Annotated in this window: 12 protein-coding genes and 2 tRNA genes; 10 read left to right on the top strand and 4 right to left on the bottom strand. The window is 53.6% G+C overall.

The window, feature by feature from the left end:
* Window positions 1–206 precede the first annotated feature (206 nt).
* The 4 genes from K7J14_RS13050 to epsC all read right to left on the bottom strand — a co-directional run bounded on the left by K7J14_RS13050 (window position 207) and on the right by epsC (window position 8,274).
* Entirely contained in the window at window positions 207–3,023 is a 2,817-nt protein-coding gene (locus tag K7J14_RS13050) for a beta strand repeat-containing protein (protein WP_230757153.1), read from the bottom strand.
* 92 nt (window positions 3,024–3,115) lie between these two features.
* Window positions 3,116–6,844 (bottom strand): beta strand repeat-containing protein, encoded by a 3,729-nt coding sequence (locus tag K7J14_RS13045; RefSeq protein WP_230757150.1) that lies wholly within the window; start codon window positions 6,842–6,844, stop codon window positions 3,116–3,118.
* A gap of 192 nt (window positions 6,845–7,036) precedes the next feature.
* Window positions 7,037–7,429, bottom strand: a complete 393-nt coding sequence (locus K7J14_RS13040; RefSeq protein WP_230757147.1) for a NusG domain II-containing protein — start codon at window positions 7,427–7,429, stop codon at window positions 7,037–7,039.
* Complete coding sequence (gene epsC, locus K7J14_RS13035; protein ID WP_230757144.1) at window positions 7,417–8,274, bottom strand: serine O-acetyltransferase EpsC; 858 nt, start codon at window positions 8,272–8,274, stop codon at window positions 7,417–7,419. The genes K7J14_RS13040 and epsC overlap by 13 nt, the downstream gene beginning before the upstream one ends.
* Window positions 8,275–8,420: 146 nt before the next feature.
* Here epsC and K7J14_RS13030 point away from each other — a divergent pair.
* From K7J14_RS13030 to rpoB, 10 genes are all read left to right on the top strand, one after another.
* Window positions 8,421–8,493, top strand: a tRNA-Thr gene (locus K7J14_RS13030).
* Window positions 8,494–8,518: 25 nt separating this feature from the next.
* Window positions 8,519–8,689, top strand: a complete 171-nt coding sequence (gene rpmG, locus K7J14_RS13025) for a 50S ribosomal protein L33 (protein ID WP_230757140.1) — start codon at window positions 8,519–8,521, stop codon at window positions 8,687–8,689.
* A 133-nt stretch (window positions 8,690–8,822) separates the two neighbouring features.
* Window positions 8,823–8,895 (top strand) — tRNA-Trp (locus K7J14_RS13020).
* Window positions 8,896–8,920: 25 nt separating this feature from the next.
* Window positions 8,921–9,100, top strand: a complete 180-nt coding sequence (gene secE, locus K7J14_RS13015) for a preprotein translocase subunit SecE (protein ID WP_230757135.1) — start codon at window positions 8,921–8,923, stop codon at window positions 9,098–9,100.
* 9 nt (window positions 9,101–9,109) lie between these two features.
* The gene (gene nusG / locus K7J14_RS13010) at window positions 9,110–9,667 is read left to right on the top strand and encodes a transcription termination/antitermination protein NusG (protein ID WP_230757132.1); all 558 of its coding nucleotides are present in this window, start codon (window positions 9,110–9,112) and stop codon (window positions 9,665–9,667) included.
* 183 nt (window positions 9,668–9,850) lie between these two features.
* Window positions 9,851–10,282 (top strand): 50S ribosomal protein L11, encoded by a 432-nt coding sequence (rplK, locus tag K7J14_RS13005; protein WP_230757129.1) that lies wholly within the window; start codon window positions 9,851–9,853, stop codon window positions 10,280–10,282.
* A gap of 1 nt (window position 10,283) precedes the next feature.
* A complete protein-coding gene (rplA, locus tag K7J14_RS13000) occupies window positions 10,284–10,964 on the top strand; it encodes a 50S ribosomal protein L1 (RefSeq protein ID WP_230757126.1) in 681 nt (226 codons plus the stop codon).
* 2 nt (window positions 10,965–10,966) lie between these two features.
* Complete coding sequence (gene rplJ / locus K7J14_RS12995) at window positions 10,967–11,473, top strand: 50S ribosomal protein L10 (protein WP_230757123.1); 507 nt, start codon at window positions 10,967–10,969, stop codon at window positions 11,471–11,473.
* A 165-nt stretch (window positions 11,474–11,638) separates the two neighbouring features.
* Window positions 11,639–12,022: a 50S ribosomal protein L7/L12 gene (gene rplL, locus K7J14_RS12990; RefSeq protein ID WP_230757121.1), complete on the top strand. Its 384-nt coding sequence runs from the start codon at window positions 11,639–11,641 to the stop codon at window positions 12,020–12,022.
* A 145-nt stretch (window positions 12,023–12,167) separates the two neighbouring features.
* Window positions 12,168–15,671, top strand: coding sequence for a DNA-directed RNA polymerase subunit beta (rpoB, locus tag K7J14_RS12985; protein WP_230757117.1), 3,504 nt, complete (start codon window positions 12,168–12,170; stop codon window positions 15,669–15,671).
* Window positions 15,672–15,675: the final 4 nt, after the last annotated feature.

Raw genomic sequence — 15,675 nt, 5'->3', positions numbered from 1 at the left:
TTGACCGCCTACAGCGACCGTGCCGGTATTGGTGATGGCTCCTGATGTCAGCGATCCGCTGAGTGTAAGAGTGCCCGAGTTTGAAATTGTTCCAACCGCGCCGTTAAGCGTTATGCTTCCTGTAAGGGTGAGGTTCGGGTTGCCGGCTATTGCGTTCGTGATGGTCAGCCCTGCGCCGCCGTTAAGCGTAGCTCCGGTGGTTGCGTTCAGTGTTGTGATAGTTCCGGTGGTACTGATGATACCGCTGGTTGTCGAAACAATCCCCCAGAGATGCTTGCAGCGGTAAGTTCTTGACCGCCTACAGCGACCGTGCCGGTATTGGTGATGGCTCCTGATGTCAGCGATCCGTTTAGCGTGAGTGTTCCCGGATTTGAAATTGTTCCAACCGCGCCGTTAAGCGTTATGCTTCCTGTAAGGGTGAGGTTCGGGTTGCCGGCTATTGCATTCGTAATGGTCAGCCCTGCGCCGCCGTTAAGCGTAGCTCCGGTGGTTGCGTTCAGTGTTGTGATAGTTCCGGTGGTACTGATGATACCGCTGGTTGTCGAAACAATCCCCCCAGAGATGCTTGCAGCGGTAAGTTCTTGACCGCCTACAGTGACCGTGCCGGTATTGGTGATGGCTCCTGATGTCAACGATCCGTTTAGCGTGAGTGTTCCCGGATTTGAAATTGTTCCAACCGCGCCGTTAAGCGTTATGCTTCCTGTAAGGGTGAGGTTCGGGTTGCCGGCTATTGCGTTCGTGATGGTCAGCCCTGCGCCGCCGTTAAGCGTAGCTCCGGTGGTTGCGTTCAGTGTTGTGATAGTTCCGGTGGTACTGATGATACCGCTGGTTGTCGAAACAATCCCCCCAGAGATGCTTGCAGCGGTAAGTTCTTGACCGCCTACAGCGACCGTGCCGGTATTGGTGATGGCTCCTGATGTCAGCGATCCGTTTAGCGTGAGTGTTCCCGAGTTTGAAATTGTTCCAACCGAGCCTTCAAGGGTCACATCTCCTGTAAGGGTGAGGTTCGGGTTGCCGGCTATTGCGTTCGTGATGGTCAGCCCTGCGCCGCCGTTAAGCGTAGCTCCGGTGGTTGCGTTCAGTGTTGTGATAGTTCCGGTGGTACTGATGATACCGCTGGTTGTCGAAACAATCCCCCCAGAGATGCTTGCAGCGGTAAGTTCTTGACTGCCTACAGCGACCGTGCCGGTATTGGTGATGGCTCCAGATGTCAGCGATCCGTTTAGCGTGAGTGTTCCCGGATTTGAAATTGTTCCAACCGCGCCGTTAAGCGTTATGCTTCCTGTAAGGGTGAGGTTCGGGTTGCCGGCTATTGCATTCGTGATGGTCAGCCCTGCGCCGCCGTTAAGCGTAGCTCCGGTGGTTGCGTTCAGTGTTGTGATAGTTCCGGTGGTACTGATGATACCGCTGGTTGTCGAAACAATCCCCCCAGAGATGCTTGCAGCGGTAAGTTCTTGACCGCCTACAGCGACCGTGCCGGTATTGGTGATGGCTCCTGATGTCAGCGATCCGCTGAGTGTAAGAGTGCCCGAGTTTGAAATTGTTCCAACCGAGCCTTCAAGGGTCACATCTCCTGTAAGGGTGAGGTTTGGGTTGCCGGCTATTGCATTCGTGATGGTCAGCCCTGCGCCGCCGTTAAGCGTAGCTCCGGTGGTTGCGTTCAGTGTTGTGATAGTTCCGGTGGTACTGATAATACCGCTGGTTGTCGAAACAATCCCCCCAGAGATGCTTGCAGCGGTAAGTTCTTGACCGCCTACAGCGACCGTGCCGGTATTGGTGATGGCTCCTGATGTCAACGATCCGTTTAGCGTGAGTGTTCCCGGATTTGAAATTGTTCCAACCGCGCCGTTAAGCGTTATGCTTCCTGTAAGGGTGAGGTTCGGGTTGCCGGCTATTGCGTTCGTGATGGTCAGCCCTGCGCCGCCGTTAAGCGTAGCTCCGGTGGTTGCGTTCAGTGTTGTGATAGTTCCGGTGGTACTGATGATACCGCTGGTTGTCGAAACAATCCCCCCAGAGATGCTTGCAGCGGTAAGTTCTTGACCGCCTACAGCGACCGTGCCGGTATTGGTGATGGCTCCTGATGTCAGCGATCCGCTGAGTGTAAGAGTGCCCGAGTTTGAAATTGTTCCAACCGCGCCGTTAAGCGTTATGCTTCCTGTAAGGGTGAGGTTCGGGTTGCCGGCTATTGCGTTCGTGATGGTCAGCCCTGCGCCGCCGTTAAGCGTAGCTCCGGTGGTTGCGTTCAGTGTTGTGATAGTTCCGGTGGTACTGATGATACCGCTGGTTGTCGAAACAATCCCCCCAGAGATGCTTGCAGCGGTAAGTTCTTGACCGCCTACAGCGACCGTGCCGGTATTGGTGATGGCTCCAGATGTCAGCGATCCGCTGAGTGTAAGAGTGCCCGAGTTTGAAATTGTTCCAACCGAGCCTTCAAGGGTCACATCTCCTGTAAGGGTGAGGTTTGGGTTGCCGGCTATTGCATTCGTGATGGTCAGCCCTGCGCCGCCGTTAAGCGTAGCTCCGGTGGTTGCGTTCAGTGTTGTGATAGTTCCGGTGGTACTGATGATACCGCTGGTTGTCGAAACAATCCCCCCAGAGATGCTTGCAGCGGTAAGTTCTTGACCGCCTACAGCGACCGTGCCGGTATTGGTGATGGCTCCTGATGTCAACGATCCGTTTAGCGTGAGTGTTCCCGGATTTGAAATTGTTCCAACCGCGCCGTTAAGCGTTATGCTTCCTGTAAGGGTGAGGTTCGGGTTGCCGGCTATTGCGTTCGTGATGGTCAGCCCTGCGCCGCCGTTAAGCGTAGCTCCGGTGGTTGCGTTCAGTGTTGTGATAGTTCCGGTGGTACTGATGATACCGCTGGTTGTCGAAACAATCCCCCCAGAAATGCTTGCAGCGGTAAGTTCTTGACCGCCTACAGCGACCGTGCCGGTATTGGTGATGGCTCCTGATGTCAGCGATCCGCTGAGTGTAAGAGTGCCCGAGTTTGAAATTGTTCCAACCGAGCCTTCAAGGGTCACATCTCCTGTAAGGGTGAGGTTTGGGTTGCCGGCTATTGCATTCGTGATGGTCAGCCCTGCGCCGCCGTTAAGCGTAGCTCCGGTGGTTGCGTTCAGTGTTGTGATAGTTCCGGTGGTACTGATGATACCGCTGGTTGTCGAAACAATCCCCCAGAGATGCTTGCAGCGGTAAGTTCTTGACCGCCTACAGCGACCGTGCCGGTATTGGTGATGGCTCCTGATGTCAACGATCCGTTTAGCGTGAGTGTTCCCGGATTTGAAATTGTTCCAACCGCGCCGTTAAGCGTTATGCTTCCTGTAAGGGTGAGGTTCGGGTTGCCGGCTATTGCGTTCGTGATGGTCAGCCCTGCGCCGCCGTTAAGCGTAGCTCCGGTGGTTGCGTTCAGTGTTGTGATAGTTCCGGTAGCAGTAATGACTCCACTTGTTGTGATCCCTGATCCTCCTGAAATGTTGGCCGCAGTAAGACCGTTCGCACCCATGACAAGCGTTCCTGTCGTCAACGTCAGGTCCCCGCCTACCGTTATATCGCCTCCCGCAGTCGCGTCTCCTGTGCAATCAATGATGAGGTTGTTGTATCCATCAAGCGTCGGCACTGGCTGATCGGTTCCGCTGTATCGGAATGTTCCGTTTGCGGCGTCTGATGTATTGATGCTTCCCGTACCGTTTACATTGATCTCGCCTTCGTTTAGTAACGTTCCTGCAACCGTCACCGCATCGGTTCCCAGCGAGACAACGCCCGCCGCGGTTATCGTCAGGTTCTGATACGCGTCGTTCGGCCATACCGCGCTTCCCGTTCCGTTATATTCGACGGTGCTTCCCGCAACGTTCGTAGTCGTTCCGCCTATCGCTATCGATTCGGTTCCGACCAGTCTGACTGTTCCCGAATTGCTGAAATCTCCGGTTGCGTTGATCGATTGTCCGTTCCCGGTAAACTCTGCATTCGCGTCGACCGTAATCTCTGCGGCATTCACCGCGACATTCGCGACCGGGTAATTTGTCGATGGTCCGATATTCGGAATAACTACCTCGTCTACGCTTCCCGGTACAGCCAACGCGCCCCAGTTGTCCGGATTATCCCAGTTCGCGTTAATCCCTGCCCCTGTCCATGTTACCGGGGAACCGTTCGCGGACGCATATAAAACCCATCCTGCCGGAGGAGTACCGCTCGCTCGGCTGGAGTATGCGGTGTATGTGCTAGTCGCAATATTAATGTCAGGATCGACGAGAAGATATTGTCCTGTAGTTTGCGGAGCCGTCAAATCGATCGATCCTGCGCCCGTAATTATGAGCCTGTCGGCTGTTCCTGTTCCGCTCAGGGTAAGCGTTCCCGTCACGCCGATATCTCCAGCGATGGACAGAGTTTCCCCTCCCTGATTCGCGCATGTTAAATCAGCAAAATCAGTATCGCCGGTAATGGTCGATGTTCCCAAGGCTGCTGGCGTAAAAACGACTCCATTCAAGTTATGGGTAAAAGTCGCTCCGTTATCTGTCCAGTTGCCCGTAACCGTTAGAACTCCGCCAATATTCAGCGTGGTTCCCAGTTCGATTTCGACATTCCCCCCGACCCCGAGCGTACTGCTCGCGCTTACGCTTCCCGCTGTTACTACAAGATTGCCCGACAAAGTCGCCGCGTTGCTGATAGTCAGCGTTCCGGAGTTTGTAATATCGGTGAATGCGGTTCCGGTAATTGTTACGGTACCATCGGTCGAAATCGCCCCGCCGGGATTCCCGCCAATGGTAAGTCCGGTTCCTGTTCCGGTAACCGTCGGGACCCCTCCGCTCACCGTCAACGTCGTTATGGCGCCTTGCATGTTAATAATCGAGTTATCTGTCACCGTGAGGCTTGCCGCCGTCCCGGTAATTTTGAGGGTTCCCGTGCTTATTGAAACGCTTCCTGCTCCTGCCAGGGTTCCGTCTGCGAAATTCAGCGTTCCGGTGCCTACTGCGATGGAAACGGGATTGTTCAGCGTGCCGCCGCCGGTCAGCGTGATTGTATTGCCGTCGCAGTCGAATCCTCCCGTGAGGGTAAGATCGTTGCCTCCAGTCGTCATATTGACCGATCCCGTCAACGCGGCCGCTTTGGAGAATACCGTATCGGCCGCAAGCGATGCGTTTTCGCCGAGCGTTATGGTTCCTCCCGCATTTATCGTACCCGCGAGCGCGAAAGACGCTGCCCCTCCGAGGGCGAGGTTTCCTGTCGTTGCGGCAAAGGAATCTCCTGAGTCGTTGCCCAGGCCGACTGTTCCCGTCGTCGAAAAGCTGACGCTATTCGCGCTTGTGGCCTGCGCGCCCGCGCCAGCGTTGAAATTCGCGCTTCCCGCGCCGCTTATTGAAAGCGCTCCCGAAACAGAAAGATTTCCCTGCGCCGTCAGCGTTCCCGCTGTCACCGCTAAATCTTCATTCACAACCAATGCAGACGTCGCTGTAATAGTTCCGCTGGCGTTTATTGTGAGGTTTTCATACGTCGATCCCCAGATCGGAGTTCCGGCTCCTGCATACTCTATGGTGCTGTTCAGGCCGTTGGTCCTGGTTGATGGGAGCGTTGCGCTTCCTTCCAGGATGACGGTTCCGTTGTTGTTTATTTTATCCGCGTTGAGCGTGCTTCCGTTTCCAAAAGTAAGCGTCGCCCCGGTTTGTACCGTCGCTCTTTTCGCTGTCGCGGTCGTTCCCGCCGCGATAGTCGGCGTTCCTCCGGAAGGAATCGTGACGATGTCTGTCCCTGTCGGAACGCCCGCCGGGTCCCAGTTTACTGCGGTCGCCCAAAAACCGTCGCCGGTGCCTCCGTTATTCGTCCATTCCTTTCCAGCCTGCACATACTGAACCGATCCGATAGGGAGATAACTGGCGGACATATAGAACTGAATGAGTATTCCGTCTCCGGCATCGACAGTCGCGGGAATGGTTATGTTTCTGCTGAAGGTGTTCGGCGTACCTGCTGCCGGCGTTCCGAGGGCTGTTTTTGCAGCTACAGAATCGGTGTATGCAGTTCCGTTTATCGTGTACGACTCGTTTGTTGTCACTCCTGCGTCTGTCACAGTAGCGGTAAAGAAGAACGTTTGAGTGTCGGTAAAGCTTCCTGTTATGTTAACAACGCTCGTGAGTCCTGTTGTCAGTTCCGGCGTCGCTGTTATGGAGAACGAAACTCCGGCAACCAGAATTTGCAGATTTTCGATCGTCACATTTGTCGGAGCCGGTGCAGTGAACCCTGTCGGCAGATCGATCGAACTTGAACTGTCTCCGGAAAAAAGCATCGATCCGGTGGTATGGTCGAGATATCCGCCGGAGGTGATCTTGAAGCGCGCGTCGGAATACAACAAGAGAGAGTTGTTCGCAGTTTGTCTGGTGTCAACAGTATTAGTCGTAAAATTTCCAGCCCCGTTAACCGTCAACCCGCATTGATTATCTAGTCCAAAGTGCGTTTTTCCCGCAGTTATATCGTTTCCGCCCAGATTTATCGTTATCCCTGTTGATTCAAGATAGAGCGCGTTGTCCGGATCCCAGTTGTCGCCATTTATCGTCAGGTTTCCGCCCAGCGTCAACGTTGCTCCGGCCGTAAAGGTAATCCCCTGCACGGTTAGCGCTCCGCCGGTCGTAATGCTTTGCGCAAGCGGAATTCGGGCCGAGTCCACTCCGTTCGGAATCCCGTCCAATCCGGCGTCCGCAACAGTATTGTCTGTTAGCGTCCAGTTTGCGGCAGTATTCCACAGCCCGTCGGCAGCCGAGCCGTCCCAGGTAAAAATCGCTCCCCACGCTCCCGTCTGCACAAAAAAAACGCAAACCGCGAAAGCACATATATATCGAAAGGATTTCATGTTTTTCATCAGCCGGAACTCCTGCCTTCAATTGTAAGCCCCTATATACCCAAAACCAAATTCGTTCGGGTAAAAAGGGACACATAATCTCTACGATTTTCGGCAGAAAGGGGCTCGAGGTTGAGACCCCTGTGTTTTGCGGAGATTATTCCAGTTATTCTCCGCACTTTATGCGGAGAATAAGCCCTTTATTCTCCGCTTTCAACGGGAAATGATGTCGACTCCGCTGTTTTTTTCGGTTCCTTCGATTCGGACGATGACTTCGTTGGGGAGGCAGGCGTTCCAGTCGCCTTTTCGTTTTAAGGCGGGGGCCGCGATGCAGGTTTTGTTGGGGCAGGGGGAGTCCTCAAAATGAACCTCCCCGTTTTCAATGTGAATCCGCGTGTTTCCGAGCGTTCCGGGTATATCGACTTCCACGGTTTCATCCAGGCTGTATATCCAGCTTCCCTCGGGGGATTCGATAACGACTCTGAGACGCGCGGCGGCTCCTCCGTACACGTAGATCCCGGACGCTATCGCCGCTGCAAGGACTGCGGCCAGTATGACCGCGTCCCACGCCCGAATTCCGGATAAAAGGCTCTTTAACTTGGGCAATTGTATATCCTGCTCTTCGGCGATACGGTTTCCGTAATCCAGGTGTTTCCGCCGATCACGCTTCCTTCTCCGATCACCGTTTCTCCCCCGAGAATGGTCGCTCCGGCGTAAATGGTCACGTTATCTTCTATAGTAGGATGTCTTTTCTTGTCTGCCATCGCCTTTTTCACGCTGAGCGCTCCCAGCGTTACTCCCTGGTACACCTTCACATGTTTTCCGATTACGCAGGTTTCCCCGATAACCACGCCTGTTCCGTGATCGATAAAGCACTCTTCCCCGATTTTCGCGCCCGGATGAATGTCTATGCCGGTTTTTCCATGCACGTATTCGCTCATCATCCGGGGGATGATGGGAACGCCCTTGGAATGCAGGAAGTGCGCTATCCGGTGGACTAACAGGGCTTCCAGCCCCGGGTACGATAGAATTACTTCCTCGACGCTTCTCGCCGCCGGATCTCCGTCGAGGGCCGCCTGCGCGTCCGTAACGGATAATCGGCGGAATTCGGGTATTTCATCGATGAGCGCGAGCACTATCTGTTCGGCGTATTTATAGCACCCTTTCCCTTCGCGTTGGGATATTTCGCAGATGTATTTAATGGCCTTCAGGACCTCTCCGGTGAGCTTGAGGGCTACCCGGTGGAGCCGCTCTCCTGTCACGAAGCGCAGCGATTCGCGATCAATCGAAGTGTTTTCCCGGAATCCGGGGAAAATGATGTTTTCCAGGTCGCAGATAACCTCGACTACGGTTTGCCGGTTGGGAAAGTGTTGATTGTCGGTCAGATTGATTCCGCCGAATTCTTCGTAGCTGGTTAAAATGCGCTCGATCCGTTCGTCCAGGTTGGTCATGCGTCGCTCCTCGTGAATAATATAGTGAGGCTCCCGTCTTTTGGCTACCGGAAAAAAGCGATCCGTTTTTGTTTTCGGTATTGACAAAACAATGGTCCTCTGATAATTTAGGCAAGCATCTTTCACACATCGATGCGCGCATGAATGCTCCTATAGCTCAGTCGGTAGAGCGCAACCATGGTAAGGTTGAGGTCAACAGTTCGATTCTGTTTGGGAGCTGTATCATTCCTACAAGGGGACAAAAATGGCCAAGAAAACATCCGTAGAAATAATCGCTATGCAGTGCACTGAATGCAAGCAGAAAAATTATACTACCAAGAAGAATCGAAAGAATACCCAGGGTAAGCTTGAGCTGAGCAAGTACTGTCCTTTCGAGCGCAAGCATACGATTCACAAGGAAACCAAGGTTAAATAAGCCTTTCTTTCCGGTTGACGGAAGCCTTTCGGTTTCGCCGAAAGGCTTTAGTCGTACAAAAATGATGCCATGGCTTTTTTAGGCCGCGGCGGGAGAACTAAACAGTTTGCGTAGCAGACTTTTTACTTCTCTCAGGTCAGTAGCTCTAATGGTAGAGCGTCGGTCTCCAAAACCGAATGTTGCGGGTTCGAGTCCTGCCTGACCTGCTATCTTATTAAAATGGGGACTGGCATGTCGAAAATCGTCCAGTTTTTGAAGGAATGTGTTGCCGAGCTCCGCAAGGTAGTCTGGCCGACACGCGATGATGTGATCTCTTCCGTGAAAGTGGTGGTGGTCTCAACAATTATAATCGCCGCTATTCTTGGTGTTCTTGACGCTGTACTCGTAGCCGGTGTGAATCTTGTTTTTTAGGCATCGCTGATGGCTAAGGGATGGTACATCCTGCATACCTATTCAGGGTATGAAGGCAAGATCGAAAAAACAATACGTTCTCTTATCGAGTCCGGAGACATCTCGGCTGATGTCGTAGCCGATATCAAGGTTCCTGTAGAGGAAGTGATAGAGGTTAAGGACGGAAAAAAGAAAAGCGTAACCAAAAAATTTCTTCCTGGATATATTCTTATCGAGATGGATCTGCCCGAGCTTGGATGGAAGGCTACCTGTTCCGCCATCCGCAAGATTCAGGGCGTAACCGGTTTCGTCGGCACTCCCAGCGGCGTCCGTCCTCAGCCTATCAGTCAGGACGAAGCTCGCGCTATTCTTCAGAAGGCCGGCGAGCTCAAGGGCGATAAGGCTCCCCGCATCAAGCAGTCTTTCGAAATCGGGGAAACCGTCAAAATCATCGACGGTCCGTTCGATTCTTTCACCGGAACCATCGAAGAAGTGAATACCGAAAAGAATAAGCTGCGGGTTATGGTCGGAATTTTCGGCCGTGCCACTCCGGTCGAAGTCGATATTTTACAGGTTGAAAAGATTTAGCATGTAGGCATGAACGCGCCCTGTCTTCTAGGCAGGGCCTGTTCTGTTTGATATGGGAGACGTGGAATCGAACGAGGGCTTTTGCCGGCTCTTATTCAGATTTCGTGCGGAATCCGCCGGTAGGCGGAGTCGCTCCGGGGTGTTACTCCGGATAAGCGTCGTTACTACCAATAGGAGAATCTTATGGCAAAGAAAAAGATCACAGCCGTGATCAAGTTGCAGTGCCCCGCGGGTAAGGCGACTCCTGCTCCTCCCGTCGGACCGGCTCTCGGACCCCACGGCGTGAGCGCTCCTCAGTTCGTACAACAGTTCAACGATCGTACGAAAGCAATGGAAGCCGGACTCGTAATTCCTTGCGTGATTACTGTCTATTCCGACAAGACCTTCACCTTCATTCTGAAGACTCCGCCCGCATCCGTTCTTATCAAGAAGGCATGCAATCTTCAGAAGGGCTCCGATAACGCCACGAAGAACAAGGTTGCGACCATTTCCAAGGAAAAGCTCGAAGAAATCGCGAAGCTCAAGATGCCCGACATCAACGCGAACGATATCGAAGCGGCCAAGAAAATTATTGCCGGTACTGCTCGCAGTATGGGCGTAGAGGTGGAGCGATAATATGAAACACGGAAAAAAATATCGCGAATCGCTCAAGAAATACGACTCCATGCAGGAGTATGATCTTGTTAAGGCCTGCGAACTCGTAAAAGAGCTCAAATTCACCAAGTTCGACGAAACCGTCGAGGTTCATGTCAATCTCAAGCTTTCCAAGAGCCAGACTGTCCGGGATACCGTTGTGCTTCCCAATCAGTTCCGCGGCGAAAAGAAAGTGCTCGTATTCTGCAAAGACGACCGCGCTCAGGAAGCTCTTGCTGCCGGCGCTGCCTTCGCTGGAGCCGACGAATATATCGAAAAGGTTAAGGGCGGTTGGCTGGATTTCGATATCGCAGTCGCTACCCCCGACATGATGAAAGACGTCGGCCGTCTCGGTATGGTTCTCGGACGCAAGGGCCTTATGCCCAATCCGAAGACCGGAACCGTAACGAACGACATCGCCGCCGCGATCAATGAGCTCAAGAAGGGCCGCGTTGAATTCCGCGCCGATAAAACCGGTGTTATCCACCTTCCGGTCGGAAAAGTTTCGATGGACGCGCCGAAAATCGCTGAAAACATCGAAGCCTTCCTTTCCGAAATGATGCGGAAAAAACCGAGCGACGCCAAGATGGACTTTGTTCAGTCCGTGTCCGTTTGTTCCACCATGGGACCCGGAGTTTGGGTTGCTTACAAGGTAGGAGAATAATCATGGCAATAATGGCAAAGAAACTGCAGCCTGCTAAAACAGCGGCTATCGCGGATATCAAGGCTCGTTTCGAGACCGTATCCGACTATATCTTTACCGAATACCGCGGATTGACCGTGGAGCAGATTACTCAGCTCCGCGACCTTCTCCGCGCAAAGGGATGCACCTACAAAGTCGTGAAAAACAACTTTGCACGCATCGCTTTCGAAGAAATGAAAGCTTCGGACGTTTCTGCGTATCTTACCGGACCGACTGCCGTCGCGCTCCCCACGGATGAAGCGAACGCCGTTGCGAAGATCCTCTTCGATTTCGCGAAAGAAACTCCCGCTCTTGTGATCAAGGGCGGACTTATCGACGGAGAACTGTACGACGCTGCGAAAATCGCCGCGTTCTCCAAGCTCCCCGGAAAGAAAGAGCTTATCTCTATGCTTATGTCCGCCATGCTCGGAAATACTTCCAAGCTCGCCCGCACCCTGCAGGCAGTGGCAGACAAGAAGGCGGAAGCCTAAGAAAAACCGCGGTTCAGGCTTCATGCGCCCTGGTTACAGTGCGCGTTGCTGTCGTCCTGTCCCGCGAAAAATCAGTTCCGGCGTTTTCGTATGAAGATGCAGCGGCGCTGATGCCCAAAACACCCGTTTCGGGCAGAAATAGATTCGTATTAAGGAGAAGTTAATATGGCAGCTTTGACAAATGATCAGATTCTGGACGCTATCGCTTCAATGACCGTTCTCGAGGTCTCCGAACTCGTGAAGGCAATGGAAGAAAAATTCGGCGTAACAGCCGCCGCTCCCGTAGCCGTAATGGCCGGCGGTGCAGCCGCAGCCGCTCCTGCTGAAGAGCAGACCGAGTTCACCGTAACTCTCAAGGGTCTTTCCGCAGACGACAAGAAGATCGCCGTTATCAAAGAAGTCCGCACCGTCACCGGTCTCGGACTCAAAGAAGCGAAAGATCTCGTCGAAGGCGCTCCCAAGACTCTCAAAGAGGGCGTTTCCAAGGACGAAGCCGCAAAAATCAAGGAAGCCATTACTGCCGCCGGCGGTGTGGTCGAGGTTGCTTGATGTATCATATGTGTCGGGCTGCGCAAGCCGCCTGACACACTGTTTTGTTTGATTATTCTCGAAAGGTTCCTGCCGGAGGTATGGGCAGGGACCTTTTTGTAGTCTCCGGACCCTGTGTCCAATCGTTTTTTTTAGGGGGTGTTGGATGTTCGCAAGAAATCAGGCGATCAACCGTCAGTATATCGGTAAAAATATCCGTAATTTTATGGAATTGCCCGATCTGATAGATATACAGCTTTCGTCATATGAGAAATTTCTTCAGCGGGACAAGACACGTGTTGCGGACTCCTCCGAGGAAATCGGCCTGGAAGACGTATTTCGCTCGACATTCCCGATCGAAAGCCCGAACGGCGACATGCTTCTTGAGTACGAATTCTACGAGCTTGATGAAGAGAACATCAAGTTTTCAGAGCTTGAATGCAAACAGAAGGGTTTAACCTATTCTGTTCCATTGAAAGCGCGCATAAATCTGATTTTCCAGCAGACGGGCGAAATCCGTCAGAAAGATATATACATGGGCGATATTCCGCTCATGACCGATCGCGGAACCTTCGTGATCAACGGCGCCGAGCGCGTCGTCGTATCCCAGATCCATCGTTCTCCCGGCGTTATTTTCTCTCACGAGAAAGGCGTCTACTCGAGCCGCATCATTCCGTACCGCGGAAGCTGGCTCGAGTTCGAGATCGATCAGAAGAAAGAACTCATCTACGCGAAGATCGACCGAAAAAAGCGCATTCTGGGAACTCTGTTCCTCCGCGCCCTCGGCTATGAAACCCGCGAAGAAATCATCCGCTGCTTCTACAAAACCGCTATCGCCGCTGTGTCCGAGGACCGCAATCAGCGCGAAGGCCTGGTCGGAAAAATTCTGGCAACCGCGATTTGGATAGATACTGAAGGCGGCGAAAAGAAAAAGCTGTACCGCGCCGGCGAAAAGCTGCATCCGCATAACATCGACGAATTGATCATCAACAAGATTTCCGAAGTTGAGGTCATCGATTTCGATCATCCTGATTCTCTCGATTCTCCGATGGTCATCAACTGCTTCGAGCGGGAAGAGATCCGGTATTCCGGCAGAGACGCCGAATCGGACGAGCCTACCCGCGACGACGCTCTTTCCGCCGTCTACTCCGTGCTGATGCCCGGCGAACCCATAACCGTAGAAGCCGCCGAGAAGGACCTGGTTTCCATGTTCTTCTCGTCCCGCCGCTACGACCTCGGCCGCGTCGGACGCTACAAGCTGAACAAGAAATTCGACTACGCCGAGCCCGTTTCCGAATATACCCTGATAAAGGACGATATCATCGCGACGATGAAGTTCCTCATCAAGGTGTATGTCGGCGACGAAACCATCGACGATATCGACCACCTCGGCAACCGCCGCGTCCGGTCGGTCGGCGAGCTCATGACGAATACCCTGAAAACCGCGTTCTCCAGGATGGAGCGCATCGCCAAAGAGCGTATGAGCTTGAAGGAAACCGAGACGATCAAGCCTCAGGACCTTATTTCCATCAAGCCGATAGTCGCCGCGATCAAGGAATTCTTCGGTTCAAGCCAATTGTCCCAGTTTATGGATCAGGTTAACCCGCTTGCGGAGTTGACCCACAAAAGGCGCTTGAACGCACTCGGTCCCGGAGGTCTTTCCCGCGACCGCGCCGGCTTCGAAGTCCGCGACGTCCACTATACCCACTACGGCCGCATGTGCCCTATCGAAACGCCTGAAGGTCCGAACATCGGTCTTATCGTTTCATTGGCCAACTACACCCGCGTAAACGATTACGGCTTCCTCGAAGCGCCCTACGTTAAAATCAAGGACGGCGTCGCTACCCGAGAAATCGAATATCTGCAGGCTATGGACGAGGATAAGTACTTCATCGCGCAGGCATCAACGGCCATGGACGAGAAGGGCGTGTTCCACGCCGATCAGATTTCCTGCCGCCGCCAGGGCGATTACACGACCCGTACGCCGAAAGAGATACAGTACATCGACGTTTCGCCGAAGCAGGTTATCTCGGTATCCGCGTCGCTTATTCCCTTCCTTGAGCACGACGACGCGAACCGCGCGCTCATGGGTTCGAACATGCAGCGCCAGGCTGTTCCCCTCGTTTTCCCGGAGCCGCCTCGCGTCGGCACCGGAATGGAATCGAAGTGCGCCTACGACTCAGGAGTATTGGTCAAGGCCAAACGCCCCGGCGTCGTCGAGTTCGTCTCCGCGGACAAGGTATTGATTAAGCCCGAAGGCCTCAAGGACGCTTCGATTCGCGACGAATATCCCCTTCTCAAGTACCAGAGAACCAACCAGGACACCTGTTATCACCAGCGTCCCGTCGTTCTCCCAGGACAGAAGGTGGAGAAGGGGACTCCGCTCGCGGACGGCCCTTCGACGTATCACGGCGAACTCGCGCTCGGAAGAAACATCCTGGTCGGATTCGTGCCCTGGAACGGATACAACTACGAAGACGCCATCCTTATTTCGCAGAGAGTCGTTAAAGAGGACATGTTCACCTCTATACATATCAAGGAATTCGTAACCGAAGTCCGCGAGACGAAGCTCGGACCCGAAAAGCTGACCCGGGACATCCCGAATACCAGCGAAAAGAGCCTCGACAATCTCGACGCGGAAGGAATCATCCGCATCGGTGCGAAAGTCCGGTCCGGAGACATCCTTATCGGAAAGGTTACTCCCAAGAGCGAAACCGAAACGACTCCCGAATTCAAGCTTCTGAACTCGATCTTCGGCGAAAAAGCGAAGGAAGTCCGTGATTCGTCTCTCCGTGTTCCGCACGGGGTCGAAGGAACGATAATCGACGTACAGCGCCTGAAGAGAACCGAAGGCGACGATCTTAATCCCGGCGTGGACGAAGTCGTCAAGGTTCTTATCGCTACGAAGCGCAAGCTGAGAATCGGCGATAAGATGGCCGGACGCCACGGAAACAAGGGTATCGTTGCCCTTATTCTTCCGGAAGAAGACATGCCCTACATGGAAGACGGCACTCCGCTGGATATCTGTTTGAATCCGCTCGGCGTTCCTTCCCGTATGAATATCGGACAGATTATGGAATCCGAGTTGGGATTGGCGGCCAAATTCCTCGACGAATGGTACGAATCTCCCGTTTTCCAGAGTCCGTCGAACGAACAGATAGAAGGAAAGCTCGCAGCCGCCGGGTTCCCGACCAACTCCAAGGTCATGCTCCGCGACGGCCGCACCGGCGTTCCCTTCGATAATCCCGTATTCGTCGGAGTCATCTACTTCCTCAAGCTCCATCACCTTGTCGACGACAAGATGCATGCCCGTTCGACCGGTCCGTACTCGCTGGTTACCCAGCAGCCCTTGGGCGGTAAGGCTCAGTTCGGCGGTCAGCGCCTCGGAGAAATGGAAGTATGGGCGCTCGAGGCATACGGCGCCGCGAACACTCTGCAGGAGCTTTTGACGATCAAGTCCGACGACATGAACGGTCGTTCGAAGATTTATGAATCGATCGTGAAGGGCGAACCTTCGACAGCAGCCGGCGTTCCCGAGTCGTTCAACGTACTTGTGCAGGAACTCCGCGGACTGGCTTTGGATTTCACCATTTACGACGCGAAAGGCAAACAGATCCCCCTCACCGAACGTGATGAGGAACTGATCGTAAAAGCCGGCTCGAATTTCTGATAAG

The sequence above is a fragment of the Teretinema zuelzerae genome, from assembly GCF_021021555.1.
GTDB classification, from domain to species: domain Bacteria; phylum Spirochaetota; class Spirochaetia; order Treponematales; family Treponemataceae; genus Teretinema; species Teretinema zuelzerae.
This window is presented reverse-complemented; position numbering and strand designations above follow the sequence as displayed.

Excerpts from the sequence above, each read along its gene's own strand:
- K7J14_RS13045 (WP_230757150.1), bottom strand. The coding sequence starts at position 6,844 with ATGAAAAACATGAAATCCTTTCGATATATATGTGCTTTCGCGGTTTGC.
- epsC (WP_230757144.1), bottom strand. The coding sequence starts at position 8,274 with ATGACCAACCTGGACGAACGGATCGAGCGCATTTTAACCAGCTACGAA.
- rpmG (WP_230757140.1), top strand. The coding sequence starts at position 8,519 with ATGGCCAAGAAAACATCCGTAGAAATAATCGCTATGCAGTGCACTGAA.
- secE (WP_230757135.1), top strand. The coding sequence starts at position 8,921 with ATGTCGAAAATCGTCCAGTTTTTGAAGGAATGTGTTGCCGAGCTCCGC.
- nusG (WP_230757132.1), top strand. The coding sequence starts at position 9,110 with ATGGCTAAGGGATGGTACATCCTGCATACCTATTCAGGGTATGAAGGC.
- rplK (WP_230757129.1), top strand. The coding sequence starts at position 9,851 with ATGGCAAAGAAAAAGATCACAGCCGTGATCAAGTTGCAGTGCCCCGCG.
- rplA (WP_230757126.1), top strand. The coding sequence starts at position 10,284 with ATGAAACACGGAAAAAAATATCGCGAATCGCTCAAGAAATACGACTCC.
- rplJ (WP_230757123.1), top strand. The coding sequence starts at position 10,967 with ATGGCAATAATGGCAAAGAAACTGCAGCCTGCTAAAACAGCGGCTATC.
- rplL (WP_230757121.1), top strand. The coding sequence starts at position 11,639 with ATGGCAGCTTTGACAAATGATCAGATTCTGGACGCTATCGCTTCAATG.
- rpoB (WP_230757117.1), top strand. The coding sequence starts at position 12,168 with ATGTTCGCAAGAAATCAGGCGATCAACCGTCAGTATATCGGTAAAAAT.